This window comes from Ralstonia sp. UBA689 (genome assembly GCF_002298975.1).
Classification (GTDB): Bacteria; Pseudomonadota; Gammaproteobacteria; order Burkholderiales; family Burkholderiaceae; genus Ralstonia.
The window spans coordinates 105,812-130,960 of record NZ_DBMV01000001.1 but is presented as its reverse complement, the minus strand read 5'-3'; the positions used below and the strand labels follow the sequence as shown (position 1 = coordinate 130,960).

Here is a 25,149-nt window from a genome sequence, read left to right as displayed (position 1 = left end):
TTGCGGACGCCTAAAAAGCTTCCCAGACCGCTAGCTTGTGGCCAAGCGGTCCAGATCAATAGTGAACATACTTCGCCACCTCCGGTGGCAGCAGCGGCTTGGCGGCACGTGCCGCCTCCTCTGCATATGGCCGCGTCATCGCATCGCGCCAGAACGGCTGCTCGGGCAGGCTGGTGAAACCCGCCACCGTCATCAGCACAAGGATGATCACGCCGCCGCGCGCCAACCCGAACACCATGCCCAGGCCGCGATCCGCCGGCTTGAGTCCGGCGCTCGCCAGCGCCGCCGACAGCAGCGCACCCACCAGCGACGTCACAATCACCGTCACTACAAACAGTAGGATGAATCCGAGAATGGTGCGCGCCACCGGCCCGCCCGGCAGCGACTCGGGCATCCAGCCCGCGGCCACGCCCGAAAACGTGTACGCCACCCACGCCGCGAACAACCAGCCCGCCAGCGCCAGCACCTCGCGGATCAACCCGCGAAACAGCCCCACCAGTGCAGACGTGACGACGATAAACAGCACACCATAGTCAAAGAAAGTCGGTTGCATCGGGCAGCGGTTTGAATCGACTTTGATTGGTAGCGGCGTGGCGGGCTGACGAGTTTGGCGAGTGCGCGTCGGGCCGCATGGCTATTGCTGAACGAGTTTGGGCGTCAGGCCGATCTGCTCGGCGCGCTTCTGCGCCGCTTCCGCCGACGCGCGATCATTGAACGGGCCAGCACGCAGCAGGGCCAGATCGCCCTTCTCGGGCACCTTCTTGTGTTCGATGTAGCCGGGAATTTTGTCGGCCTTGAGTTTGGCGAGCCAATTGCGCGCACGGTCTTCGGAAGCAAAGGCACCGATCAGCAGAACGAACTTGCCGTTCTTGGCATCCGCATTGGACGCGGCGGCAGGTTGCGCCGGCTGGGCCGCCTGAACTGGCTTGGCAGCCGGTTTGGTGTCTGCAGGGGGCGTCAGGCTGGCGACAGTCTTGGGCGGCGTCAGCTTGGCCGCCGGGGCTGCCTGCGCGGGAACCGGGGTGCTCGCGCTGGCCACCGGCGTATCGTTGGCGGCGACCACCTCCTCCCCCTGATCGAGCGCCTGTGCCTGCTCCGCGGTCGACCCGGCGGCACGTGGCGCAGAACGGCGGCCGGCCACCTTGGGTTCATCGCTGGACACCTTGGCGCCGCGATCGACCGGCTGATCCTGGATCTGTACGGCCACGGCATCCGTCACGGGACGCGGCTTGGCGTCGAACACCAGTGGCAGCACCACCACGGCGGCGCCGACCAGCACGACCGCGCCGATCAGCCGGCGGCGGGCGCGTTGTTTTTGCGGGAGCTCCCGATCAAGGCCGTCGTCGTCATCGTCGCGAAGGGAGACGCGGCTGCGCGCCTTTGACGATGCGCGGGATCCGCGCACGGCATCGCGGGCCACATCGGCGGCACTGCCGGCAGCGCCGCGCGAGCGTTCGCCTTCAGCGTTCTTGCGGGAGGAGAAGATGGAAAGCAGTCCCATGAATTGCGCTCGGTTTGGCTCTCAGACGATGCATGTGAGGTCAGCGCCGACGCCCGGATTGTCCGGTGCTGCCTAGCGTTGCCCAATCTTGGCTAATGCGCGCGGTTCTTGCGCTCCGCAAGCACGCCGGCAACGGTAAAGAACGATCCGAAGACGACGATTCTATCATCCTCGGTCGCCCGCTCCATGGCGTTGCGATAGGCTGTGGCCGGATCGCTGAATGTGCCGACGCTCGAATCCTTGCCCGGATGGAAGCCGGCATCGGTCAGCACCTGCTCCAGGTACTGCGCGCTGGCCGCCCGGGGCGTCGGCAGATCGGTCAGGCACCAGTGGTCAACCTTGTCGAGCATATGGCCCAACACGCCGGCGATGTCCTTGTCCTGCATGGCGCCGAACACGGCGTACGTGTAGCGGAAGAACCCCATGTTCTCAAGATTCTGACCAAGCGCTGCAGCGGCATGCGGGTTATGCGCTACGTCCAGAATCACTGCGGGACGCCCCGGCATGACCTGGAAACGGCCCGGCAACGCCACCTGGGACAGCCCCAGGCGCACGTCCTGCGCCGAGACCGGCAACCTGTCGCGCACCGATTCGAGCGCCGCCAATGCCGCCGATGCGTTCAGCAACTGGTTCGCCCCCCGTAGCGCCGGATAGCCGAGGCTCGGCCACCGCCGCCCTCGCCCGCTGAAGCCCCATTGCTGCTTGTCACCCTGGAAGTTGAAGTCACGGCCGATCAGCCACAGGTCTGCGCCGATGGCCTCGGCCTGCTTGACCAGCGAGATCGGCGGCACCGGATCAGAGCAGATCGCCGGCTTGCCCGGGCGGAAGATGCCGGCTTTTTCAAAGCCGATCGCCTCGCGGGTGTCGCCCAGATAGCTCATGTGGTCCAGATCGACGCTGGTGATGATGGCGCAATCCGTATCGATGATATTGACCGCGTCCAGCCTGCCGCCCAAACCCACCTCAAGGATCACCGCATCGAGCCCCGCGTTGGCAAACAGATGCATGATCGCCAGCGTGGTGAACTCGAAGTACGTCAGGCTGACGGGCTCGGGAAAGCTGCAGCGCGCGCGCTCGACGGCCTCGAAATGCGGCAGCAGCATCGCGTCTGTGGCGATCTCGCCGTTCACGCGGGCACGCTCGTTGAAGTCGATCAGGTGCGGCGACGTGTGGCAGCCGACCTTGTAGCCGGCGGCCAGCAGGATCGTCTCCAGCATCGCGCAGGTCGATCCCTTGCCGTTGGTGCCGCCGACCGTGAAGACGACGGATTTGAACTCCAGCCTCAGCGCATCGCGCACGCGGCTGATGCGGGCGAGACCCATGTCGATGCCGACCGGGTGCGCGGTTTCGAGGTGGGCCAGCCAGTCGGGCAAATTGTCGAATGTAGGCATGCGAAGCGTGTCGCGCGGAATCCGGCGCGCAAAAACAAGAAGCGCGGACTCATCGCCCGCGCTTCGATTAACGGATGCGGCGCATCAGGCCAGTGCGTCAGCCGGCTGCTTTTGCAAGAGCGCGAGCAGTTCGGCGATTTCGCGGCGCATGTTGCGGCGATCGACGATCATGTCGATCGCGCCTTTCTGCAGCAGGAACTCAGCGCGCTGAAAGCCTTCCGGCAGTTTCTCGCGCACGGTCTGCTCGATCACGCGCGGGCCGGCAAAGCCGATCATGGCTTTGGGCTCAGCCATCACCACGTCGCCCATGAAAGCGAAGCTGGCGGACACGCCGCCCGTGGTCGGATCAGTCAGCACGCTGATGAACGGCAGCTTGGCTTCCGCCAGCTTCTGGACCATCGCAGTGGTCTTGGCCATTTGCATGAGCGACAGCAGGCTTTCCTGCATGCGCGCGCCGCCCGAGGCCGTCACGCAGATGAACGGCACCTTCTGCTCCAGCGCAGTCTGCGCGCCACGCACGAAGCGTTCGCCCACCACCGAACCCATCGAGCCGGTCATGAACTCGAACTCGAAGCAGGCCACCACCACCGGCAGCGCATGAATGGCGCCGCCCATCACAACCATTGCATCGGTTTCGCCGGTGTTGTCCATGGCGGCCTTGATGCGGTCGGGGTATTTCTTGCTGTCCTTGAACTTGAGCGCGTCGACCGGGAGGATCTCCTGGCCCATCTCATAGCGGCCTTCTGCGTCCAGCAGCGCATCCAGACGGGCGCGGGCGCCGATACGCATGTGGTGGTCGCACTTCGGGCAGACGTGCAGGTTGGCTTCGATGTCGGTGCGGTACAGCACCGACTCGCAGGCCGGGCATTTGATCCACAGGCCTTCCGGAATGCCCTTGCGTTGCGACGGATCGGTCTGTTGAATCTTGGGCGGAAGCAGTTTGTCCAGCCAGCTCATGCGTGCTCCTTGAATGCGCTCGCGCGGAGGTCCCGACTCAAGCGTCCAGCGCCTGGCGGATCTCCGCGATGAAATCAGTCAGGCATTGTACCGCTTGTTCGCGCGGCGCCTCTTCCAGCAATTGCACAAGTCGGGAACCGATCACAACGGCATCAGCCACGCCGCTGATCGCGCGTGCCGTGGCTGCATCCCGAATGCCGAAGCCGACGCCCACCGGCAACCGCGCATGCTGGCGGATCTGCGGAATGCGTGCGGCGACGCTGTCGAGGTCCAGCGTCGCGGCGCCGGTCACGCCCTTGAGCGAGACGTAGTAGATGTAGCCGCTCGCCACGCGGGCGATCTGGGCGATGCGCGCCTCGGTGGAGGTCGGCGCAAGCAGGAAGATCGGATCGATACCCGCCGCCCGCATGGTCTTGGCGAAGCCTTCGCACTCTTCGGGCGGGTAGTCGACCACCAGCACGCCGTCCACACCGGCCTCTGCGGCGGCCTTGGTGAAAGCGTCAACGCCCATGCGCTCGATCGGGTTGGCGTAGCCCATCAGCACCACGGGCGTGGTCGTGTCGGTGGTGCGGAACGCGCGCACGTATTCCAGCACGTTACGCAGGCCAACCTTGTGGGCCAGGGCGCGTTCCGACGCACGCTGGATAACCGGGCCATCGGCCATCGGGTCGGAGAACGGCACGCCCAGCTCGATGACGTTGGCGCCGCCCTTGACCAGCGCGTGCATCAGGTCGACGGTCATCTCAGGAGACGGATCGCCCGCCGTGATGAACGGGATCAGGCCCTTGCGGCCCTGCGCGGACAATTGCGAAAAGGTTTGAGCAATGCGAGACATAGCGGGATCAGTTTGTCAGGCGACCTTGACGGTGTCAGGCGCCTCGGATTCAGTCGGTTGGGCAGCAGATGCGGCGGCATGCACGGCGGCGACACGTTCACGTGCCACGCGGCAATAGTCGGCGTTGATCTCGAAACCGGCAAAGCGACGGCCGTGCTGGGCGCTTGCCACGGCGGTGGTGCCGCTGCCCAGGAAGGGGTCCAGCACCAAGCCGCCCGGCGGACAACTCGCCAGCACCATGCGCTCGACCAGCTCCAGCGGCTTCTGCGTCGGGTGCTCGGCGCGCTCCGGGTCTTGCCGATGCAGGCGCGACACACTCCACACGTCCTTCGGGTTGTAGCCGACTTCCAGCCACTTCTTGCCCTCGAAACGCTTGCGGCTACGGGCCTTCTTCGTCTCGGCGTCGTACGGGATACGCACGGCGTCGACGTCGAAGTAGTAATCGCGCGAGGCGGCAAAGAAGCCGATGTTGTCGTGCACCGATGAGAACTTGCGCGTGCTGCCGCCCATGCTGGGCACGCGGCGGTCCCAGATGATCTCGTTGATCATCGAGAGGCGCCGCTTGAGCATCACGAACAACTCCGGCGCGTATTGCCACGTGCAGAACACGTACATGGAACCGTTGCGCGCCAGCTTCGGCAGCACCGCGTCGATCCAGCGTTCGGACCACGCAAGGTACGCGTCGCCCGACAGCTTGTCGGAGTCGTTGCCGTAATCCTTGCCCAGCCCGTACGGCGGATCGGCGATGACGAGGTCCACGCTGCCGTCGGCCAGATGCCCGACCCCGGCAATGCAGTCCTCGTTGAAGATGCCGTCGATGGCGCGTTCGGTCATGCAGTTGCCTGGGGTGCCGTTAGAGCTTGATGCCGGAGAATTCAGCGACGGTGTGCATATCCTTGTCGCCGCGGCCCGAGAGGTTCACCAGCAGGATCTTGTCCTTCGGCAGCGTCGGCGCCAGCTTGCTGGCATACGCCAGCGCATGGCTTGATTCCAGCGCCGGGATGATGCCCTCCATGCGGCACAGATCGTGGAAGGCCTGCAGCGCTTCCTTGTCGGTGATGCCGACATATTCCGCGCGGCCGGCATCCTTCAGCCAGGCGTGCTCGGGGCCGACTCCCGGGTAGTCCAGGCCAGCCGAGATCGAATGCGTTTCGATAATCTGACCGTCCTCATCCTGCAGCAGGTACGTACGGTTGCCGTGCAGCACACCCGGCGAGCCTCCAATGAGCGATGCGGCGTGACGGCCCGTTTCGATGCCCTCGCCCGCCGCTTCCACGCCGATCAGCTTCACGTCGGCATGGTCGATGTACGGATAGAAGATGCCCATGGCGTTGGAGCCGCCGCCCACGCAGGCGATCACGGCGTCCGGCTGGCGGCCGGTCATCTCGGGCATCTGCACCTTGCATTCCTCGCCGATGACGGCCTGGAAATCGCGCACCATCATCGGATACGGGTGCGGACCCGCCACCGTGCCGATGATGTAGAAGGTGTCAGCCACGTTGGTGACCCAGTCGCGCATCGCCTCATTGAGCGCGTCCTTGAGCGTGCGCGAGCCGGATTCCACCGGCACCACGGTCGCACCCAGCAGCTTCATGCGGTAGACATTGGCGGCCTGGCGGCGCACGTCTTCGCTGCCCATGTAGACGACGCACTCCATGCCGTAGCGCGCGGCAATGGTGGCCGTGGCCACGCCGTGCTGGCCGGCACCGGTTTCCGCAATCACGCGCGGCTTGCCCATGCGGCGTGCCAGCAGCGCCTGGCCGATGACGTTGTTCACCTTGTGCGCGCCGGTGTGGTTCAGGTCTTCGCGCTTGAGGTAGATCTGTGCGCCGCCGCAGTGCTCGGTCAGGCGGCGGGCGTGATAGATGGGCGACGGACGGCCGACGAAATGCTTCAGCTCGTATTCGTATTCCTTGATGAATTCGGGATCGTGCTGGTAGCGCGCATAGGCTTCGCGCAGTTCGTCCAGCGCGTGGGATAGCGTCTCTGCAACGAAGGTGCCGCCGTAGGGGCCGAAGTGGCCGTGGGCGTCAGGCAGGTTGTACATGGCAATCTCTCGAAGCGTCCGCCAGGGCTCGTGGGCCTACCAGCGGAGAAATTCAGGAAGGTGCGAACCGCGAGAGGCTGGCGCTATCGCATCAAGCCGACGCCGATGCGTCCAGGGCAGCATCGGCCTCGCGGACCGCACGCACGAATGCGGTCATGCGGGCGTGGTCTTTCACGCCCCGTGCAGCCTCGATCCCGCTGCTGACATCAACAGCGTAGGGCCGCACGCGCTCAATCGCGCCAGCGACGTTTTGCACGCTCAACCCACCACTCAAAACGAGCCGAGGAGCGGCGCTTGTGGTTGGCAAGGATGGCGGTTGCGAGAGCCATTGCGGGGGAATCAGGGTCCAGTCGAAGACATGGCCGCCGCCGCCATACCCCTCAACAAATGCGTCGAGCAGCAGGCCTTGGGCAGCGACAAACCGATCGGCGAATTCTACCAAATCGGCCCCCGGCTGAACACGCAGGGCGCGCAGCCAGGGCAGCCCCACCTTGCCGGCAATCTCGGCGCAGTGCTGGGGCGTCTCGTCGCCGTGGAACTGGAGCAGCGTCAGCGGCACCTGATCGAGCACGCGGGCGACGTCGTCCGCGCTGGCGTTGACGAACAGGCCCGTCACGGTGACGAAGGGACCGGCGCGACGGGCCAGTTCGGCGGCGCGCTCGGTCGCCACAAAGCGCGGGCTGGGGGGGTAGAAGACGAGGCCAATCGCGTCGGCGCCGAGCGCGACGGCATGGTCGACATCGGCTGGCTGGGTCAGGCCACAGAGCTTGATGCGGGTACGGTGCAGCGACATGGCGGAAGCGGCATTCACAGACCGGCGTGCTCGTCGAACACGCCGCGAAACAGGCTGGACGATGCCGGCGACGCCGGCAACTGAAAGGCATCAGGATAGCCGACCTCGGCCAGGTACAACCCATCGGGCATGAAAGTGGGCGCAGCGGCCACGCGGCTGCGGGCGGCCAGCACGTCGGCCATCCAGGTAGCCGGCTGCCGCCCCCGCCCGATCGCCACCAGGCAACCCATGATGTTGCGCACCATGTGATGCAGGAAAGCGCTGCCACGGATGCGCACGAACACCCACTCGCCCTCCCCGCGCACCTCGGCCGAATACATCGTCTTGACCGGCGACTTGGCTTGGCATTCCGCCGCGCGGAAGGAAGAAAAATCATGCTCGCCAACCAGCACCTGCGCGGCCTCGTGCATGGCGGCCACGTCGAGCGATTGCCCAGGCGGCAAAGTCACATATCCAGCCTTGCCTTGCAACAGCGGTGCGCGTGTCGGCCCGTAGGTCAGCGCGTAGTAATACGTGCGGCGATGGGCGGAGAAGCGCGCATGAAAGTCCGCCGGCATCTCCTGCGCCCAGCGTACGGCCACCGTCGGCGGCAGAAAGGCATTGGTGCCGCGCACCCACGAGAACGGGTCGCGTACCAGATCGGTATCGAGGTGGGCCACCTGTCCCAACGCATGCACACCCGCGTCGGTGCGACCGGCCACGGTGGTTTGCAATGGCACGCCGGCAAACTCGCGCAGCGCCGCCTCCAGCACGTCCTGCACGGTATTGCCATGCGGCTGCGATTGCCACCCCGAAAACGCGGCACCGTCGTACTGGATGCCGAGCGCGATGCGCGTCATGCCTGATGAACCCTTATGCGGAAAGAAAAACGCCGGCAGGATACCACCCTGCCGGCGCTGTCGATTGCCTGATGCCTCGCGGCAATGCTGCGATCAAGCGATCTGGCGCATCAGTGCCTGAGCCTCGGCGTGGAACGACGGATCGCCCAGGTCCAGCACTTCCTGCAGCAGTTCGCGCGCGCCTTCCTTGTCGCCGATCTCGATATAAGCCTTGGCGAGATCAAACTTGATCTGCAGATCGCGCACGCCATCGGAACCACCTTCACCAGACAGCGTATGCGGCAGGTTGGTATCCAGGCGGATGGCCGATTGCGGCTCATCGTTGGCAACGTGCACTTGCTCGGCGTGGTGCGGTTCGGCTTCGAAGTGCATCGGCGCCTGCGACAGATCAGTCGGCTGGGCCCAGGACGGCAGGCTTTCCTCAGCCACTGCAGCCGGAGTTACCGGAGCAACTTCCGCTGCTGGTGGCGTCGGGTTCAGGTCAAGCGACAGATCCGACAGGTCCATGTGCAGCGGCGGCGCGGAAACCGGCTGATAAGCCTCACCGGCGTGCGCATTGAACTGCGGCAGATCGACTTCCGGTTCAGTGTGTGGCTTGAAGACTTCGACAGCTTCCGTCTGAGCGGTGATCGGCTCGCCGGCTGCCGGTGCCGGGAATGATTCCAGCGGCAGATCCAGATCCGCCAGTTGCGGTGCCTTCGTCGACGGCGCAGACGGGTCCAGGTCCGGGGACAGCGTGGTCCAGTCGTCACCGCGGCGAGTCGTTTGACCCGTCACCGTCGGCTGGAAGGCTTCTGCGGCGGCAACCGCACCCACACCTGCCAAGGCCGCAGCACCCGCAACAGCAGCACCGGCGTGACTCGGCGCGGCGGCGGCTTCGGCAGCCGGATGTTGACCATCGCCTTGCACCGTCAGGTACAGCGGATTGGCCGGATCGAACTTGCGGCCCATCGCGGCGGCCTCGGCCCATTCCGGCGAGGCTGCACCGACTTGCGCCAGCATCTCCTCAGCAACGGTCTGGAAGCCGTGCGCGTCCTGGCGGTTGGCGTAGATTTCCATCAGCTTCAGGCGAATCGCCTGACGATCCGGATGCTGCTCCAGTGCCTCGCGCAGGATTTCCTCGGCCTGCACGTCGCGACCGTAGGCGATGTAGACATCCGCCTCGGCGATCGGGTCGACCTCATTGCTCTCATTGCTGCCGCCGATGCGGAAGTCCGCACCGAACACGCTGTGCTGCGAGGTGTCGACGCTCTGGCCTCCGGCCGCGCCGAACAGCGAGTTGGCGCCCGCCATCACGGTGCTTTCCTGCGATAGCAGGCTGTCCTGGAAGCCATGCGCCTGCTCGGGCTTCTGCTGGCGACGGCGGTAGACCGCCAGACCACCCAGCAGCGCGATCACCACGCCACCCAGACCCAGCGCCATCGGGTTGCCCAGCAGCGACGAGAAGAACGACTCCTCCTCGACCGGCGGCGGCGGTGCCACTACAACCGGGGTCTTCTTCGGCGCAGCAGCCGGAGCCGATGCGGCAGCCACAGGTGCGCTGGCAGCGGCTGCCGGCGCCGACGCTGGTGTGGAGGCTGCAGCCGCGGCCGTGGAAGCCGGCGCAGCCGCCGGGGTTTCCGCTGCTGCTGCGGTCGGTTGCTGGGCGGCTTGTGCAGGAGCGGACGCCGATGCTGCAGCGGCCGGCACAGGTGCCGGTGCGTTGGCTGCGGCCACTGCCGGAGCTGCCGTGGACGGTGCGGCGCCCGCAGCCGGCTTGGCAGCGCTGGCGGCCTTGGCCAGCTCGGTGTTCTTCAGTTCCACCAGACGTTGCATGTCGGAGAGGTTCTTCTCCAACTGGGCAACGCGCGATTCCATTTCCTTGAGCGCACGCTCCTTGGCAACGAGTTCCTCGTCACGGGCAGCAGCGGCGCCAGCCTTGCCGGCACGATCAGCCTTCGACAGACGCAGTTCGTCACGGCCGCTGGCAGCCGGCGTGGCCTGGTCCTGCACGCGCGCCGAAACGCTGCCGCTCTGCTGGCGGGCCGAATCGGTATCCGTCGCGGCGTTGGCCTCGGCGGCCGTCGCCAGTCGGTTGCGATAGCCGGCAAAACCGGACGTCTGAGCGACCACCTCGCGGCGCGCTTCACGCGGCGCAACCTTCTGCGCATCGGCCTGCGACGGCACCTTCAGCACCGAGCCGGTACGCAGCCGATTGATGTTGCCGCCAATAAACGCGTTCGGGTTGTTGCGGTACAGCGCCAGCAGCATCTGGTCGAGCGACACGGCGTCCTGGCCTTGTGCGGCCGTCGACGCGATGTCGTACAGGCTGTCGCCGCGCTGTACGGTGTATGAACCACCGGGCGTGGCGTCGGGGGCTGCTGCAGGCGCCGCCTGTTGCTGGCGAGCAGCCTGGCGGGTGGCACGCGGCTGGCGTGCCGGCGCGGGCGCTGTTGCGGCAGCCGGGGCGGGCGCGGCAGATTCAACAGCGCCCGGCGTGGTGGCTTGCACCACCGGCGTCGGCGCGAAATTCTGAGCGGTATTGCTGGACCCCACCGGGTCCAGCAGGAATGTGTAAGCGCGCGAGACGTGGCCGCTCGCCCAGTTCAAGTCGACGAGAACATCAACGAACGGCTCTGCGACGGGCTGCGTCGAGCGCAGACGCACCACGTAGTTGCCATTCGACTGGCGCTCCAGCGAGGCACGCAGCGAGGAGACGATCGGGTTGTAGGTCAGACCGGCACGCGAATAGGCATCCGGCGCAGCCAGCTTGGCAACCAGGTTTTGCGCCTCTTCAGGCGTCACGCCCGTCAGATCGATTTCGGCCTGCAGCGGCTGGCCGAGGCTGGAACGCACGTGCAGCGCGCCGAAACCGGCCGCGTGCGCTGCGGGCTGGATCAGCAGCAGGCTCGCCGCAGCAAACGCGACGGCCGACCAGCGAGGACTGCGATGGGACGATTCTCTCCGGCGGTATTGGCTCACCCTCACCTTCGACTCCGTTATCTTTTAATGTGCAAACGAACTTAACATCAACGAGTTAGCGCAGCAAGTTCACCCAAAAGGTGAAAAGCTGGGATAAGAACCGCCGCCGATTTTTATCAAAACGACACAATTGGCGCAGTTCTGAAGCACCCGACGTACCCCCCGGAATGCGTGTGCTTCATGTGGCGCTAACCCTTCCCCGTGCCCCGTCCACCCCACGAATGGGCGGACAGCGTTCCGGCCGCTATTGTGTACCAACGTTACAGACCGTGGGCGTCCAGATGGCACAACGCCGCGCAGGCCGCGCGGCGTTGGTTGAAAAAGCGCACTTTCTGTTGTCAGGCCGCAACGACAGCTGCCGATGCCCGGCCTGACAGGGAAAGCAAAGCTCGAATCACTTGCCAAGCAGGATACGCAACGTACGACGCAGCGGCTCGGCGGCGCCCCACAGGAGCTGGTCGCCGATCACGAAGGCGCTCACGTATTCCGGCCCCATGTTCAGCTTGCGCACGCGGCCCACGCCGATTTCAAGGCCGCCGGTGATAGATGCCGGCGTCAGTTCCTTCTCCGTGATGCTGCGCTCGTTCGGCACCCACTTCACCCACGAGTTGCCCGAGCGGATGATCTGTTCAATCTCTTCGAGCGGCAGGTCGCGCTTGAGCTTGAGCGTCAGGCCCAGGCTGTGGCAACGCATTGCGCCGATGCGCACGCACAGGCCGTCAACCGGAATCGGTTGAGCGTTGCCCAGGATCTTGTTGACCTCAGCCTGGCCCTTCCACTCTTCCTTCGACTGACCGTTGTCGAGCTGCTTGTCGATCCAGGGGATCAGGCCGCCAGCCAGGGGCGCCGGGAAGAATTCGGTCGGCACATCTTCGCGGATGGTCTTGGCAACCTTGCGGTCGATATCCAGAATGGCGGACGCCGGGTTGGCCAGCTCGTCAGCCACGGCGCCATGGATCACGCCCATGCCCTTGAGCAGTTCGCGCATGTGGTTCGCACCACCGCCCGAAGCCGCCTGGTAGGTCATCGAGCTGACCCACTCGACCAGGCCTTCGCGGAACAGACCGCCCACGCCCATCAGCAAGATGGAGTTGGTGCAGTTGCCGCCGATGAAATTCTTGGTGCCAGCCGCTACTGCGTTCTTGATGAGGCCCAGGTTGACCGGGTCCAGCACGATCACGGCGTCGTCTTCCATGCGCAGCGTCGAAGCGGCATCGATCCAGTAGCCGTTCCAGCCGGCGGCGCGCAGCTTCGGAAAGACGTCGGTGGTGTAGTCACCGCCCTGGCACGTGATGATCGTGTCGCACGCCTTCAGTGCTTCGATGTCGTTCGCGTCGGCCAGAGGCGCATCCGTCTTGGCGAATGCGGGTGCCTTGCCGCCAGCGTTGCTGGTGCTGAAAAACACGGTGTCGATCAGGTCGAAATCCTTTTCTTCCTGCATGCGCTGCATCAGCACACTGCCGACCATGCCGCGCCAACCGACGAGACCTACCTTCATGATTGTGAACCTCTAGTGATTTTCCCCGCCTCGGTCGCCCGGCGTGACCGCGCGGGGAAGGCGAACGGACACGACGGACGATCTACGAGATCGTTTTTTTGGTAATGATTTTCGTGGTCGTGCGAATCTCGACAGGCGTCATGCAAGCGCGCGCTGCGGTGCCCTTGGCGGCGATAGCCAAGGTGCCCAGAATGCCCAGTACGAGGACGGGGAGCGCGATCGAGATCATCTGCAAAAATATACACGATTTGGCGGTCACACAATGCACTGCAACATGTGTCCGCCCAAAAAACGACGATTGCGGTGTCACATGTGACGGCACCGCAACGCGTGATTTGATTTACAGGGCAGCGACCACCGCGTCGCCCATCTCCACAGTGCCGACCTGCTTGCAGCCCGGCGTCAGGATGTCGCCGGTCCGGTAGCCCTGCGCCAGCACCTTCTTGACGGCAGTTTCGATGCGATCAGCCTGCTCGGCCTTGTTCAGCGAATAGCGCAGCATCATCGCCGCCGACAGGATCGTCGCCAGCGGGTTGGCAACGCCCTTGCCCGCGATATCCGGTGCCGAGCCGTGCGACGGCTCATACAGGCCCTTGTTGTTTGCATCGAGCGACGCCGACGGCAGCATGCCGATCGAGCCCGTCAGCATGGCCGCCTCGTCCGAGAGAATGTCGCCGAACATGTTGCCGGTGACGATCACGTCGAAGTTCTTCGGCGCCTTCACGAGCTGCATGGCCGCATTGTCGACGTACATGTGCGAGAGCTCGACTTCCGGATATTCCTTGTGCACGTCAGTGACGATGTCCTTCCAGAACTGGAACGTCTCCAGCACGTTGGCCTTGTCGACGCTGCACAGCTTCTTGCCGCGCTTGGCGGCAGCCTGGAAGGCGACGTGCGCGATACGACGGATTTCCGGCTCGCTGTAGCGCATGGTATCGAAGCCTTCGCGTGCACCGGCGAACAGGCCGTCCGGTGCCGCACGCACACCGCGCGGTTGACCGAAGTAGATATCGCCGGTCAGCTCACGCACGATCAGGATGTCGAGGCCGGCCACGATCTCGGGCTTCAGGCTCGATGCGCCGGCCAGTTCCGGATAGCAGATCGCCGGGCGGAAGTTGGCGAACAGTTGCAGATGCTTGCGCAGGCCCAGGATGGCCTGCTCGGGGCGCAACTCGCGCGCCAGCGTGTCGTACTTCCAGTCGCCCACGGCGCCAAACAGGATGGCGTCGGCTTCCTTGGCGAGCTTGAGCGTGTCTTCCGGCAGCGGGTGGCCCTTGGCCTCGTAGCCGGCGCCGCCCACCGGGGCGAATTCCATCTCGAACGGCTCGCCCAGTACCTTGAGCACCTTCACGGCCTCGGCGACGATTTCCTTGCCAATGCCGTCACCCGGCAACACTGCAATCTTGGTCATGTAGTTGTCCTTGTTGTTCTGGTGTCAGCTCAGCCGACGAGCTTGTGCGCGAGCCACGGCATCTTGGTAAGGCGCTGCGCTTCGTAAGCCTTGATCTGGTCGGCGTAGCGCAGGGTCAGACCGATGTCGTCGAAGCCGTTGAGCAGGCAGTATTTGCGGAACGCGGTGATGTCGAACGGATACGCCGTACCGCCCGGCGTGACGACAACCTGCTTGTCCAGGTCCACCGTCAGTTGATAGCCGGTGAAGGCCTGCGTTTCGTTGAACAGGTGATCGACCTGCGACTCCGTCAGCACGATCGGCAACAGGCCGTTCTTGAAGCAATTGTTGAAAAAGATGTCGGCAAAGCTCGGCGCGATGATGGCGCGGAAGCCATACTGCTGCAGCGCCCACGGCGCGTGCTCGCGCGAGCTGCCGCAGCCGAAGTTCTTCCGCGCGAGCAGCACGGACGCGCCCTTGTAACGCGGCTGGTTCAGCACGAAATCCGGGTTCAGCGGACGCTTGCTGTTGTCCTGGCCGGGCTCGCCGACATCCTTGTAGCGCCACTCATCGAACAGGTTCGGGCCGAAGCCCGTGCGCTTGATCGATTTGAGGAATTGCTTCGGGATGATGGCGTCGGTGTCGACGTTCTCGCGGTCGAGCGGGGCCACGAGGCCGGTGTGGATGGTGAATTGTTCCATGATTGCTCTCTCTCTGTCCTGCCGCTCAAGCGAGCTTGCGCACGTCGACGAAGTGGCCTTCCAGCGCAGCCGCAGCCGCCATCGCCGGGCTTACCAAGTGGGTGCGACCACCCGCGCCCTGACGACCTTCGAAGTTGCGGTTGGACGTGGAGGCGCAGCGCTCGCCCGGGTCGAGGCGGTCGGCGTTCATTGCGAGACACATCGAGCAACCCGGCTCGCGCCATTCAAAGCCAGCCGCCTTGAAGATCTTGTCGAGCCCTTCGCGCTCGGCCTGCTCCTTCACGAGGCCGGAGCCCGGCACGACCATCGCCAGCTTCACGTTGGAGGCAATGCGCTTACCCAGCTTCTGCACGACCCACGCGGCGGCACGCATGTCTTCGATGCGGCTGTTGGTGCACGACCCGATGAACACCTTGTCGATGTTGATGTCGCTGATGGCGACGTTCGGCTGCAGGCCCATGTATTCGAGCGCGCGCTCCATGGCGTTGCGCTTGTTCGGGTCCTTTTCCTTGTCAGGGTCCGGCACGCGGTCTTCAATGCTGACCACCATTTCCGGCGATGTGCCCCAGCTCACTTGCGGGCGGATATCTTCGGCGCGCAGTTCGACCACTTGGTCGAAGTGGGCACCTTCATCGGAATGCAGCGTGCGCCAGTAGGTGACGGCTTGCTCCCACTCCACACCTTGCGGCGCGAACGGACGGCCCTTGATGTATTCCAGCGTGACATCATCCACGGCGACCATGCCGGCGCGCGCGCCGCCCTCGATCGCCATGTTGCACACCGTCATACGACCTTCCATCGACAGCGCGCGAATGGCCGAGCCGCCGAATTCCATGGCGTAGCCCGTACCGCCGGCCGTGCCGATCTTGCCGATGATGGCGAGCACGATGTCCTTGGCGGTGCAGCCGCGAGGCAGCGCGCCTTCCACCTTCACGAGCATGTTCTTGCTCTTCTTGGCAAGCAGCGTCTGCGTGGCCAGCACGTGCTCGACTTCCGACGTGCCAATACCGTGCGCCAGTGCACCGAATGCGCCGTGCGTGCTGGTGTGCGAATCACCGCACACTACCGTCATGCCCGGCAGCGTTGCGCCCTGCTCCGGCCCGATCACGTGCACGATGCCCTGACGCTTGTCATTCATCTTGAATTGCGTGATGCCGTAGCTGTCGCAGTTGGCATCGAGCGTATCGACCTGCAGTTTGGAGACCGGATCGGCAATGCCGTGCGAGCGGTCGGTGGTCGGCACGTTGTGGTCCGACACAGCCAGATTGGCACTGATGCGCCACACCGGACGGTGCGCCATCTTCAGGCCCTCGAACGCCTGCGGGCTGGTCACCTCGTGCAGCAGTTGGCGATCGATGTAGAGCACGGTCGTGCCATCGTCTTCGGTATGAACGACGTGATCGTCCCAGAGTTTGTCGTAGAGCGTCTTGGCCATGATGCGATCCGTGCACAGCGCGCCTCAAAAAGTGCGCCGCGCGAGCAGTTTCGTGGGGAGTGATCGATTATGCCACCCGGGCCGTCTCGCACAGGACGTGACTGGCGAAAGGGGGTTTCGCGAATTGACGAAAGCTCCGGGCAACAAAAAACCCCGCCGGTTTCCCAGGCGGGGTTTCGTGCGTACTGCCGAGCGGCTTAGCGCTTGTCGATCGACGGCACTTCGCGTGTGGCGGCGCCGTTGAACAGTTGGCGCGGACGGCCGATCTTGTATTCCGGATCGGTGATCATCTCCTCCCACTGCGCGATCCAGCCCACTGAGCGGGCCAGCGCGAAGATGCAGGTGAACATCGAGGTCGGGATGCCCAGCGCGCGCTGCACGATGCCCGAGTAGAAGTCGACGTTCGGGTACAGCTTGCGGCTGACGAAGTACTCGTCTTCCAGCGCGATCTTTTCCAGCTCCATGGCCAGCTTGAACAGCGGGTCGTTGTGCAGGCCCAGTTCGTTCAGCACTTCATGGCAGGTTTCGCGCATCAGTTTGGCGCGCGGATCGTAATTCTTGTACACACGGTGGCCGAAGCCCATCAGGCGCACGCCGCTGTTCTTGTCCTTGACCTGCTTGATGAACTCGGGAACCTTGTCCACAGTGCCGATTTCTTCCAGCATGTTCAGTGCGGCTTCGTTCGCACCACCGTGCGCCGGGCCCCACAGGCACGCGATACCGGCAGCGATGGCGGCGATCGGGTTGGTGCCCGACGAACCGGCCAGCCGCACCGTCGACGTCGATGCGTTCTGCTCGTGGTCGGCGTGCAGGATGAAGATGCGGTCCAGCGCCTTTTCCAGCACCGGGTTCACCTTGTAGTCCTCGCACGGCGTGGCGAACATCATGCGCATGAAGTTGCCGGTGTACGACAGGTTGTTCTGCGGATAGATCAGCGGCTGGCCGATGTTGTACTTGTAAGCCATGGCCACCAGCGTCGGCAGCTTGGCGATCAGGCGAATCTGCGAGATCTCGCGCTCACGCGGGTCATTGATGTTGGCGGCGTCCGGGTAGAACGCGCTCATTGCACCGACCAGACCCGTCAGCACAGCCATCGGGTGGGCGTCGCGACGGAAACCGCGCAGGAAGAACTGCATCTGCTCATGCACCATGGTGTGATGCATGACGGTTTCATTGAACTCTTCCTTCTGCTTGCCGTTGGGCAGTTCACCCTTGAGCAGCAGGTAGCAGATTTCCAGGAAGTCGCATTTGCTGGCCAGATCGTCGATGGCGTAGCCGCGATACAGCAGTTCGCCCTTGTCGCCGTCGATGTAGGTGATCTTGGAATTGCACGACGCGGTCGACATGAAGCCGGGGTCGTACGTGAACTTGCCCGTCTGGCCGTACAGTTTGCGGATGTCGATCACGTCCGGGCCAACCGTGCCCTTGTAGATCGGCAGCTCGACGCTGGGCGAGCCATCGGAAAACGATAGGGTGGCTTTCACTTCGGACGGCGTCATGTCGGTTTCCTTCTCTGCTGTTTATGAAAATGAATACGGGAGACTCCCGCCAGACGGATCGCAAGGTGCCGTGGGGGCGGCTGGACCGATTCGTCTTGCGGCAACCTCTCGCGCGCCGGTGCTAGACCGAGCGCAGCAAGGTCAGGACGTGCTGGACTTGCGGCACGTCGAGTTCGCCCTCGGGCTCCTTGCGTGCGAGCAGGAGATCCATCAGGTCGTTGTCGGGCAACTCGAACAACTGCGTGAGTGCGGCAACGTCGTCATCCGACAGTTCCGTCTCGTAGCGGTTGAAGAAACGCTCGACGATGATGTCGTTCTCCAGCAGGCCACGCCGAGCTCGCCAGCGCAGACGTGCGCGCTTGTGCGGATCGGACTGATGGGAGAACGTCGGAGTATTCACAGCGGTCATGCTCTAAAAGTCGCGTCGCCGGAAAACTGCTCCGGCGACGCTGGGTGCTTCGCGATTTACACCGCGCGGCGCACCATCAGTTCCTTGATCTTGCCGATGGCCTTGGTCGGGTTCAGGCCCTTCGGGCACACATCGACGCAGTTCATGATGGTGTGGCAGCGGAACAGGCGGTACGGATCTTCGAGGTTATCGAGACGCTCGCTGGTCGCCTGGTCGCGGCTGTCGGCGATAAAACGATAGGCCTGCAGCAGACCTGCCGGGCCGACGAACTTGTCCGGGTTCCACCAGAACGACGGGCACGACGTCGAGCAGCTTGCGCACAGAATGCACTCGTACAAGCCATCAAGCTCTTCGCGCTCTTCCGGCGATTGCAGACGCTCCTTCTCGGGCGGCGGCTCGTCGTTGATCAGGAACGGCTTGATCGAGTGGTACTGGTTGAAGAACTGCGTCATATCGACGATCAGGTCGCGCACCACGGGCAGCCCCGGCAGCGGACGCAGCACGATCTTCTCGGGCAGCTCGCGCATGTTGGTCAGGCAGGCCAGACCGTTCTTGCCGTTGATGTTCATGGCGTCGGAACCGCACACGCCTTCGCGGCACGAGCGGCGGAACGCGATCGACTCGTCCAGCTTCTTCAGCTTGACCAGCGCGTCGAGCAGCATGCGCTCATGCCCATCGAGTTCGACCTCGTAGGTCTGCATGCGGGGAGCTGCGTCCTTGTCCGGATCGTAGCGATAGACTTCAAAAATACGCTTCATTTTTGTGGGTCCTTCTTTCCGGTTAGAACGTGCGCGCTTTGGGCGGCACGCTTTCCACCGACAGCGGCTTCATCTGCACGGGCTTGTATTCCAAGCGATTGCCTTCGCTGTAGAACAGCGTGTGCTTGAGCCAGTTATCGTCGTCGCGGTTCGGGAAGTCGCTATGTGCATGGGCACCGCGTGATTCCTTGCGGGCAGCAGCCGATACCATCGTTGCCTTCGCCACTTCCACCAGGTTGGCCACTTCCAGCGCTTCAATGCGCGCTGTGTTGAACACCTTGGATTTGTCCTTCAGGTGGATGTTGGCGGCGCGCTCGGACACTTCCAGAATGCGCTGGACGCCTTCGTCCATCAGGGCCTGCGTGCGGAACACGCCGGCGTGCGACTGCATATTGCGGCGGATGTCGTTGGCGACGTCCTGCGCGTATTCGCCCGAGCTGGACGAATCCAGCTTGGCCAGGCGGGACAGCGCACGGTCAGCAGCGTCAGCCGGCAACGGCTTGTGCTCGCGGTTCTTCAGGTTCTGCGCAACGATGTGGTTGCCGGCCGAGCGACCGAACACCACGAGGTCCAGCAGCGAGTTCGTGCCCAGACGGTTGGCGCCGTGCACCGACACGCACGAGCATTCGCCAATTGCATAGAAGCCGTTGATGACTTCGTTCGGGTTGCCGTTCTTCGGTGCCACGACCTGACCGTGATAGTTGGTCGGGATACCGCCCATCTGGTAGTGGATGGTCGGCACAACCGGAATCGGTTCCTTGATGGCGTCCACGTTGGCGAACTTCAGGCCGATCTCGCGGATGGACGGCAGGCGCTTCATGATGGTCTCGGCACCGACGTGGGTCAGATCGAGCAGCACGTAGTCGCCGTTCGGGCCGCAGCCGCGGCCTTCCTTGATTTCCTGGTCCATCGAGCGCGACACGAAGTCACGCGGTGCCAGATCCTTCAGCGTCGGGGCATAGCGTTCCATGAAGCGCTCGCCATCCTTATTACGCAGGATGCCGCCTTCGCCGCGCACGCCTTCCGTGATCAGCACGCCCGCGCCGGCCACGCCGGTCGGGTGGAACTGCCAGAACTCCATGTCTTCCAGCGGAACGCCTGCGCGCGCTGCCATGCCCAGGCCGTCACCGGTGTTGATGAAGGCGTTGGTGGAGGCTGCGTAGATCCGGCCAGCGCCGCCCGTGGCGAACAGCGTCGTCTTGGCTTCGAGGATGTAGACCTCGCCGGTTTCCATTTCCAGCGCGGTCACGCCCAGCACGTCGCCGTCCTGGTCGCGGATCAGGTCCAGCGCCATCCATTCGACGAAGAAGTGGGTCTTGGCGCGCACGTTACGCTGATACAGCGTATGCAGCAGCGCGTGGCCGGTACGGTCAGCGGCGGCGCAAGCACGTTGCACAGGCTTCTCGCCGTAGTTCGACGTATGGCCGCCGAACGGGCGCTGGTAGATCGTGCCGTCGGCGTTACGGTCGAACGGCATACCGAAGTGTTCCAGTTCATAGACCACATTCGGCGCCTGGCGGCACATGAACTCGATCGCATCCTGGTCGCCGAGCCAGTCGGAGCCCTTGATGGTGTCGTAGAAGTGATAGTGCCAGTTGTCTTCGCTCATGTTGCCAAGCGACGCACCGATGCCACCCTGCGCCGCCACGGTATGCGAGCGGGTGGGGAAAACCTTCGAGAGCACGGCCACCGAGAGGCCGGCTTCTGCGAGTTGCAGCGATGCGCGCATGCCCGCACCACCTGCTCCGACGATCACGACGTCGAACTTGCGACGCGGCAGACCCGTCTTGACTGCGACCATGTCTTAAACCCTCCAGAGAATCTGAGCTGCGTAGCCCGCACAACCGACGAGCCACAGAATCGTCAACACTTGCAGCGTCAAACGCACCGCCACGGGTTTCACGTAGTCCATCCAGATGTCACGCACGCCGATCCAGGCGTGATACGTGAGCGACAGGAAAGCCAGGAACGTCAGCAGCTTCATCCACTGGTTGGCGAAGAGGCCAGCCCAGCTTTGGTAAGAAGTGTCTTTCGAGAGCAGGAACGAGACCAGCAGCACGACGGTGTAGACCGCCATGATCACGGCGGTGACGCGCTGCGCGAGAAAATCCTTCAGGCCATAGTGCGCGCCGACGACAAGGCGCTTGGGACCGATATTGTTTTGTGCCATTGCGGATTCCTCAGAACAGGCCGAACAGCTTGGCGCCGAACACGACGGTCAGCAGCAGGCTGACGATCAGCACGCTTGTTGCCGACTTGGCCGAGGTGGCCTTGTCGATACCGACATGCAGATCGAGGAGCAGATAGCGGATGCCGGCGCAAAAGTGGTGCAGATATGCCCAGATGAGCGCGAGAACGACAACCTTGGCGAAACCGTTGGACAAAAGCGCCGTGAACTTGGCGAAACTGATTTCCGACGTGAGACTTTGTTCGAACAAGTACAGCACGAACGGAAGAAGAAGGAACATCAGTGCACCGCTGGCACGATGCAGGATGGACACCTTACCGGCCCAGGGCAAGCGGTAGCGGGCGATATCGCCCAAACCGATGTTCCTGAATTCCGGTCTGGCTTTCTTGACGGCTTCTGCCATGTCAGACCCCATTGGCTAATCAACAAACAAAACTGCTTTGCACAAATCCGCGAGATTTTAGCGCGCTTTTGTTGCGCAGCGCACCAATAATTTCCCGCGCCGCGCTCCATTTTTGTGCTTCCCGCCCTCGCCTGCCAGTGGCGCGATGCGTGGGCGATTGTCCTCTTTACATCGTCTTCATGACACGCAATACGCCGTTGCGCGCCTCACAAATCAAGACGCCGGCGGATCTGCCGAATTCTCATCAGGCAGGAGCTCGGCGGCGCGTCGTCAACTCAGCTCATTCTGGTAGTAATGCCGCGTCGTGACGTACAAACCACGCCGCAACTCAACCGGCCTGTCGCCGAACGTATGCGACACGCGCTCGACCGACAACAGCGGCGATGCAGCCTGCACCGACAGCAACTCGGCCGTGGCCGCATCGGCCGCCACCGCACGAATGCGTTCCGTGGCACGCAACATGCGTACGCCGAATTCCGTTTCAAAAAACGCGTACATCGGCCCCTTCCATTCGGTCAGCCTCTCGGCGGTCAGCCCTTTGAAGCTGGCACCGGGCAGCCAGATTTCCTCGAACACCGTCGGCTCGCCCGAGAAGAACAGCACACGGCGAATCTGCACCACGCTGTCGCCGGCCTTCAACTCCAGCAAGCGGGCGATCTCGGCGGGCGCCCGCATGCGCTTGCACTCCAGCACGCGGCTACTCGGATAGTGCTGCTCGCCCTGCTCCGGCATCAGGCGCAGGAAGCGGAACTGCACACCCTCTTCGTAATGCGTGGTGACGAACGTGCCCTTGCCCTGGCGTCGGGCGACCAGATTCTCGCCTGCCAACTCGTCGATCGCCTTGCGCACGGTACCCTGGCTGACCTTGTAGCGGGCCGCCAACTCCATCTCGCTGGGGATCATCTCGCCAGGCTTCCATTCGCCGGTCTGCAGGCTCTGCAGGATCAGCGTCTTGATCTGCTGATACAGCGGGCTGAATGTGGGCGAGCCGCCCCCTACCCCCGCAGTCAGAGGCGACGCGCCAGCCTCGCCGCCCGAAGACGGCGGCACAGCGGCGGACAGAGGGCTGGATGTACTCGACATAGCTGCCGATTTCACCACAAAAGCGACAAACGCGTCCAGCCCGTTTATAGAATGTCTTATGTCTTATATAAGACAGAAGATTGATTGACTTCGCCCTAGGCCGGACCTACACTCGCGCCTGTTCCGGACGAGCGGTTCCACGCCGGCTGCCTCAGGCCTTCGAGCAAAGCATAAGGGTGTTTCCACTTCGTCATGCGGACGCAGTAAACTGCGAGGCTCTTGCCGATCCCGAGCCGGCTGCCCCATGAGATCCATGCGGCAAGCGACCGCTACCGGCAATGCCTGCGTGGCAGTGCAGCCATCCCGCCAGGATGCGCGTGCAGCGCAGTGCGATCCGCTTTTCACTACCGTTTGGAGAGTTCTCATGGCAAAAGCACCCATGCGCGTCGCAGTGACCGGCGCTGCTGGACAGATCGGTTACGCCCTGCTGTTCCGCATCGCCGCGGGCGAAATGCTGGGCAAGGATCAGCCCGTCATCCTGCAACTGCTGGAAATCCCCGATGAGAAGGCCCAGAAGGCGCTCAAGGGCGTGATGATGGAGATCGAAGACTGCGCCTTCCCGCTGCTGGCCGGCATGGAAGCCCACTCCGACCCGATGACTGCCTTCAAGGACGTCGATGTGGCCCTGCTGGTGGGCGCCCGCCCCCGCGGCCCGGGCATGGAGCGCAAGGACCTGCTGTCGGCCAACGCGCAAATCTTCACGGCACAGGGCAAGGCCCTGAATGCCGTCGCTTCGCGCAATGTCAAGGTGCTGGTGGTCGGCAACCCGGCCAACACCAACGCCTACATCGCCATGAAGTCGGCGCCGGACCTGCCGCGCGAGAACTTCACCGCCATGCTGCGCCTGGACCACAACCGTGCCCTGTCGCAGATCGCCGCCAAGACCGGCAAGCCGGTGGCCAGCATCGAGAAGCTGTTCGTGTGGGGCAATCACAGCCCGACGATGTACGCCGACTACCGCTACGCCACCATCGACGGCAAGAGCGTCAAGGACATGATCAACGACCCGGCGTGGAACAACGATGTGTTCCTGCCGACCGTCGGCAAGCGCGGTGCCGCCATCATCGACGCACGCGGCCTGTCGTCGGCTGCCTCGGCTGCCAACGCCGCCATCGATCACGTGCGTGACTGGGTACTGGGCACGAACGGCAAGATCGTGACGATGGGCATTCCGTCGAACGGCGATTACGAGATTCCGCAAGACGTGATGTTCGGCTTCCCGGTCACGACGGCCAACGGCAAGTACGAAGTGGTCAAGGGCTTCGAGATCGACGCCTATAGCCGCGAGAAGATCAACATCACGCTCAAGGAACTGCAAGAAGAGCAAGATGGCGTGAAGCACCTGCTGGGCTGAAACGCATGATCTGACAAGAAACCGGAGCGGATCGGCAGCGAACCCTCCGGTTTTTTTACATCCAGACTCCGGCGCCCGGGCAGTAAGCGCCACCCAAACCGATAACGCTCAGTGCACCCCACCGAGGTCTTGTTCCAGGACGATGCCGCTCCGGCCCAACTGCCGGTCTGCGACCACTATGCTGGCGCAGAAAAGCTGATGCGCAAGTCGCTCGCCCTGCAACAAGCGCTTGGCCCCGTCTTCGACATCACCTTCGACTGCGAGGACGGCGCCGCCATCGGCCAGGAGCGAACGCACGCCGAACTGGCGGCCACACTCATCAACAGCGACGACAACCGATTCAATCGCGTCGGCGTACGCATCCACGACCCGAACCACGACGCCTGGACGCAGGACGTTGACATCCTCGTCGGCCAGGCCGGTAGCCGCCTTGCATACGTGACCGTGCCCAAGGTGCGCGACGTGGTGGAAGTCGCCCGCGTAACCGATCGCGTCAACCAGGCCGCGCGTGCAGCCGGCATCGCCCGGCATCTGCCGATCCACGTGCTGATCGAGACACACGGGGCGCTGGCACAGGTGTTCGACATTGCGTCGCTGGTGCAGGTGGAATGCCTGAGCTTCGGGCTGATGGATTTCGTCTCGGCGCACAACGGTGCGATTCCCGGCTCGGCGATGGGCTCGCCGGAGCAGTTCGAGCATCCGCTGATCCGCCGCGCGCTGACCGACATTTCCGCCGCGTGCCACGCGCACGGCAAGGTGCCGTCGCACAATGTCAGCACCGACATCAAGCACCCGGACCGCGCTGGCGCTGACGCCGCACGTGCCCGCAACGCATTCGGCTACCTGCGCAAGTGGAGCATCCACCCGGACCAGATCGAACCAATCGTCGACGCGTTCCGTCCGTCGCACAATGAAGTGACAAAGGCGGCCGCCATTCTTGTGGCCGCACAGGACGCGTCGTGGGGCCCGATCCAGCACGAGGGTCGCCTGCACGACCGTGCGAGCTATCGCTATTGGTGGGCCGTGCTGCAACGCGCGCACACCACCGGAGTTGAGATTCCGGCGGACGCTGTAGCGCGCTTCTTCGCATAAAGGCCGCCTTGAGAG

Annotated in this window: 24 protein-coding genes; 2 read left to right on the top strand and 22 right to left on the bottom strand. The window is 63.8% G+C overall.

Annotation, left to right across the window (positions count from 1 at the left end; genetic code table 11):
- Nucleotides 1-55: 55 nt before the first annotated feature.
- From B4F51_RS00645 to B4F51_RS00540, 22 genes are all read right to left on the bottom strand, one after another.
- Complete coding sequence (locus B4F51_RS00645) at nucleotides 56-553, bottom strand: CvpA family protein (RefSeq protein ID WP_296223154.1); 498 nt, start codon at nucleotides 551-553, stop codon at nucleotides 56-58.
- An 81-nt stretch (nucleotides 554-634) separates the two neighbouring features.
- On the bottom strand, nucleotides 635-1,501 hold the full coding sequence (locus B4F51_RS00640; protein WP_296223152.1) for an SPOR domain-containing protein: 867 nt from the start codon (nucleotides 1,499-1,501) through the stop codon (nucleotides 635-637).
- Nucleotides 1,502-1,593: 92 nt separating this feature from the next.
- The gene (gene folC / locus B4F51_RS00635) at nucleotides 1,594-2,892 is read right to left on the bottom strand and encodes a bifunctional tetrahydrofolate synthase/dihydrofolate synthase (protein ID WP_296223151.1); all 1,299 of its coding nucleotides are present in this window, start codon (nucleotides 2,890-2,892) and stop codon (nucleotides 1,594-1,596) included.
- 84 nt (nucleotides 2,893-2,976) lie between these two features.
- Nucleotides 2,977-3,849, bottom strand: coding sequence for an acetyl-CoA carboxylase, carboxyltransferase subunit beta (gene accD, locus B4F51_RS00630; RefSeq protein WP_296223149.1), 873 nt, complete (start codon nucleotides 3,847-3,849; stop codon nucleotides 2,977-2,979).
- A 37-nt stretch (nucleotides 3,850-3,886) separates the two neighbouring features.
- On the bottom strand, nucleotides 3,887-4,684 hold the full coding sequence (gene trpA / locus B4F51_RS00625; protein ID WP_296223148.1) for a tryptophan synthase subunit alpha: 798 nt from the start codon (nucleotides 4,682-4,684) through the stop codon (nucleotides 3,887-3,889).
- Nucleotides 4,685-4,699: 15 nt separating this feature from the next.
- Complete coding sequence (locus B4F51_RS00620) at nucleotides 4,700-5,518, bottom strand: DNA-methyltransferase (protein WP_296223147.1); 819 nt, start codon at nucleotides 5,516-5,518, stop codon at nucleotides 4,700-4,702.
- A 19-nt stretch (nucleotides 5,519-5,537) separates the two neighbouring features.
- A complete protein-coding gene (gene trpB / locus B4F51_RS00615; RefSeq protein ID WP_296223146.1) occupies nucleotides 5,538-6,731 on the bottom strand; it encodes a tryptophan synthase subunit beta in 1,194 nt (397 codons plus the stop codon).
- Between the two features lie 91 nt (nucleotides 6,732-6,822).
- Nucleotides 6,823-7,524 (bottom strand): phosphoribosylanthranilate isomerase, encoded by a 702-nt coding sequence (locus tag B4F51_RS00610; RefSeq protein WP_296223145.1) that lies wholly within the window; start codon nucleotides 7,522-7,524, stop codon nucleotides 6,823-6,825.
- Nucleotides 7,525-7,538: 14 nt separating this feature from the next.
- A complete protein-coding gene (gene truA, locus B4F51_RS00605) occupies nucleotides 7,539-8,363 on the bottom strand; it encodes a tRNA pseudouridine(38-40) synthase TruA (protein ID WP_296223143.1) in 825 nt (274 codons plus the stop codon).
- 93 nt (nucleotides 8,364-8,456) lie between these two features.
- Complete coding sequence (gene tapV / locus B4F51_RS00600) at nucleotides 8,457-11,330, bottom strand: FimV/HubP family polar landmark-like protein TapV (protein ID WP_296223141.1); 2,874 nt, start codon at nucleotides 11,328-11,330, stop codon at nucleotides 8,457-8,459.
- Nucleotides 11,331-11,718: 388 nt separating this feature from the next.
- Complete coding sequence (gene asd / locus B4F51_RS00595) at nucleotides 11,719-12,822, bottom strand: aspartate-semialdehyde dehydrogenase (protein ID WP_296223139.1); 1,104 nt, start codon at nucleotides 12,820-12,822, stop codon at nucleotides 11,719-11,721.
- 82 nt (nucleotides 12,823-12,904) lie between these two features.
- The gene (locus tag B4F51_RS00590; protein ID WP_296223137.1) at nucleotides 12,905-13,081 is read right to left on the bottom strand and encodes a hypothetical protein; all 177 of its coding nucleotides are present in this window, start codon (nucleotides 13,079-13,081) and stop codon (nucleotides 12,905-12,907) included.
- Nucleotides 13,082-13,162: 81 nt separating this feature from the next.
- On the bottom strand, nucleotides 13,163-14,233 hold the full coding sequence (gene leuB / locus B4F51_RS00585; RefSeq protein WP_296223136.1) for a 3-isopropylmalate dehydrogenase: 1,071 nt from the start codon (nucleotides 14,231-14,233) through the stop codon (nucleotides 13,163-13,165).
- A gap of 29 nt (nucleotides 14,234-14,262) precedes the next feature.
- The gene (gene leuD / locus B4F51_RS00580; protein WP_296223135.1) at nucleotides 14,263-14,913 is read right to left on the bottom strand and encodes a 3-isopropylmalate dehydratase small subunit; all 651 of its coding nucleotides are present in this window, start codon (nucleotides 14,911-14,913) and stop codon (nucleotides 14,263-14,265) included.
- A 25-nt stretch (nucleotides 14,914-14,938) separates the two neighbouring features.
- The gene (gene leuC, locus B4F51_RS00575; protein WP_296223134.1) at nucleotides 14,939-16,348 is read right to left on the bottom strand and encodes a 3-isopropylmalate dehydratase large subunit; all 1,410 of its coding nucleotides are present in this window, start codon (nucleotides 16,346-16,348) and stop codon (nucleotides 14,939-14,941) included.
- Nucleotides 16,349-16,545: 197 nt separating this feature from the next.
- Nucleotides 16,546-17,847 (bottom strand): citrate synthase, encoded by a 1,302-nt coding sequence (gltA, locus tag B4F51_RS00570; protein ID WP_296223133.1) that lies wholly within the window; start codon nucleotides 17,845-17,847, stop codon nucleotides 16,546-16,548.
- Between the two features lie 121 nt (nucleotides 17,848-17,968).
- Complete coding sequence (locus B4F51_RS00565) at nucleotides 17,969-18,256, bottom strand: succinate dehydrogenase assembly factor 2 (RefSeq protein ID WP_296223132.1); 288 nt, start codon at nucleotides 18,254-18,256, stop codon at nucleotides 17,969-17,971.
- Between the two features lie 56 nt (nucleotides 18,257-18,312).
- The gene (locus B4F51_RS00560) at nucleotides 18,313-19,014 is read right to left on the bottom strand and encodes a succinate dehydrogenase iron-sulfur subunit (RefSeq protein WP_003264033.1); all 702 of its coding nucleotides are present in this window, start codon (nucleotides 19,012-19,014) and stop codon (nucleotides 18,313-18,315) included.
- Nucleotides 19,015-19,036: 22 nt separating this feature from the next.
- Nucleotides 19,037-20,815, bottom strand: a complete 1,779-nt coding sequence (sdhA, locus tag B4F51_RS00555; protein WP_296223114.1) for a succinate dehydrogenase flavoprotein subunit — start codon at nucleotides 20,813-20,815, stop codon at nucleotides 19,037-19,039.
- Nucleotides 20,816-20,818: 3 nt separating this feature from the next.
- Entirely contained in the window at nucleotides 20,819-21,184 is a 366-nt protein-coding gene (gene sdhD, locus B4F51_RS00550) for a succinate dehydrogenase, hydrophobic membrane anchor protein (protein ID WP_296223112.1), read from the bottom strand.
- A 10-nt stretch (nucleotides 21,185-21,194) separates the two neighbouring features.
- A complete protein-coding gene (gene sdhC / locus B4F51_RS00545; RefSeq protein WP_296223111.1) occupies nucleotides 21,195-21,605 on the bottom strand; it encodes a succinate dehydrogenase, cytochrome b556 subunit in 411 nt (136 codons plus the stop codon).
- Between the two features lie 270 nt (nucleotides 21,606-21,875).
- Nucleotides 21,876-22,688: a GntR family transcriptional regulator gene (locus B4F51_RS00540; RefSeq protein WP_296223110.1), complete on the bottom strand. Its 813-nt coding sequence runs from the start codon at nucleotides 22,686-22,688 to the stop codon at nucleotides 21,876-21,878.
- A gap of 364 nt (nucleotides 22,689-23,052) precedes the next feature.
- On the opposite strand from B4F51_RS00540, the gene B4F51_RS00535 reads away from it, so the two are divergent.
- Nucleotides 23,053-24,042, top strand: coding sequence for a malate dehydrogenase (locus tag B4F51_RS00535; RefSeq protein ID WP_296223109.1), 990 nt, complete (start codon nucleotides 23,053-23,055; stop codon nucleotides 24,040-24,042).
- A gap of 111 nt (nucleotides 24,043-24,153) precedes the next feature.
- Nucleotides 24,154-25,134, top strand: coding sequence for an HpcH/HpaI aldolase/citrate lyase family protein (locus B4F51_RS00530; RefSeq protein ID WP_296223107.1), 981 nt, complete (start codon nucleotides 24,154-24,156; stop codon nucleotides 25,132-25,134).
- The last annotated feature ends 15 nt before the right edge of the window (nucleotides 25,135-25,149 follow it).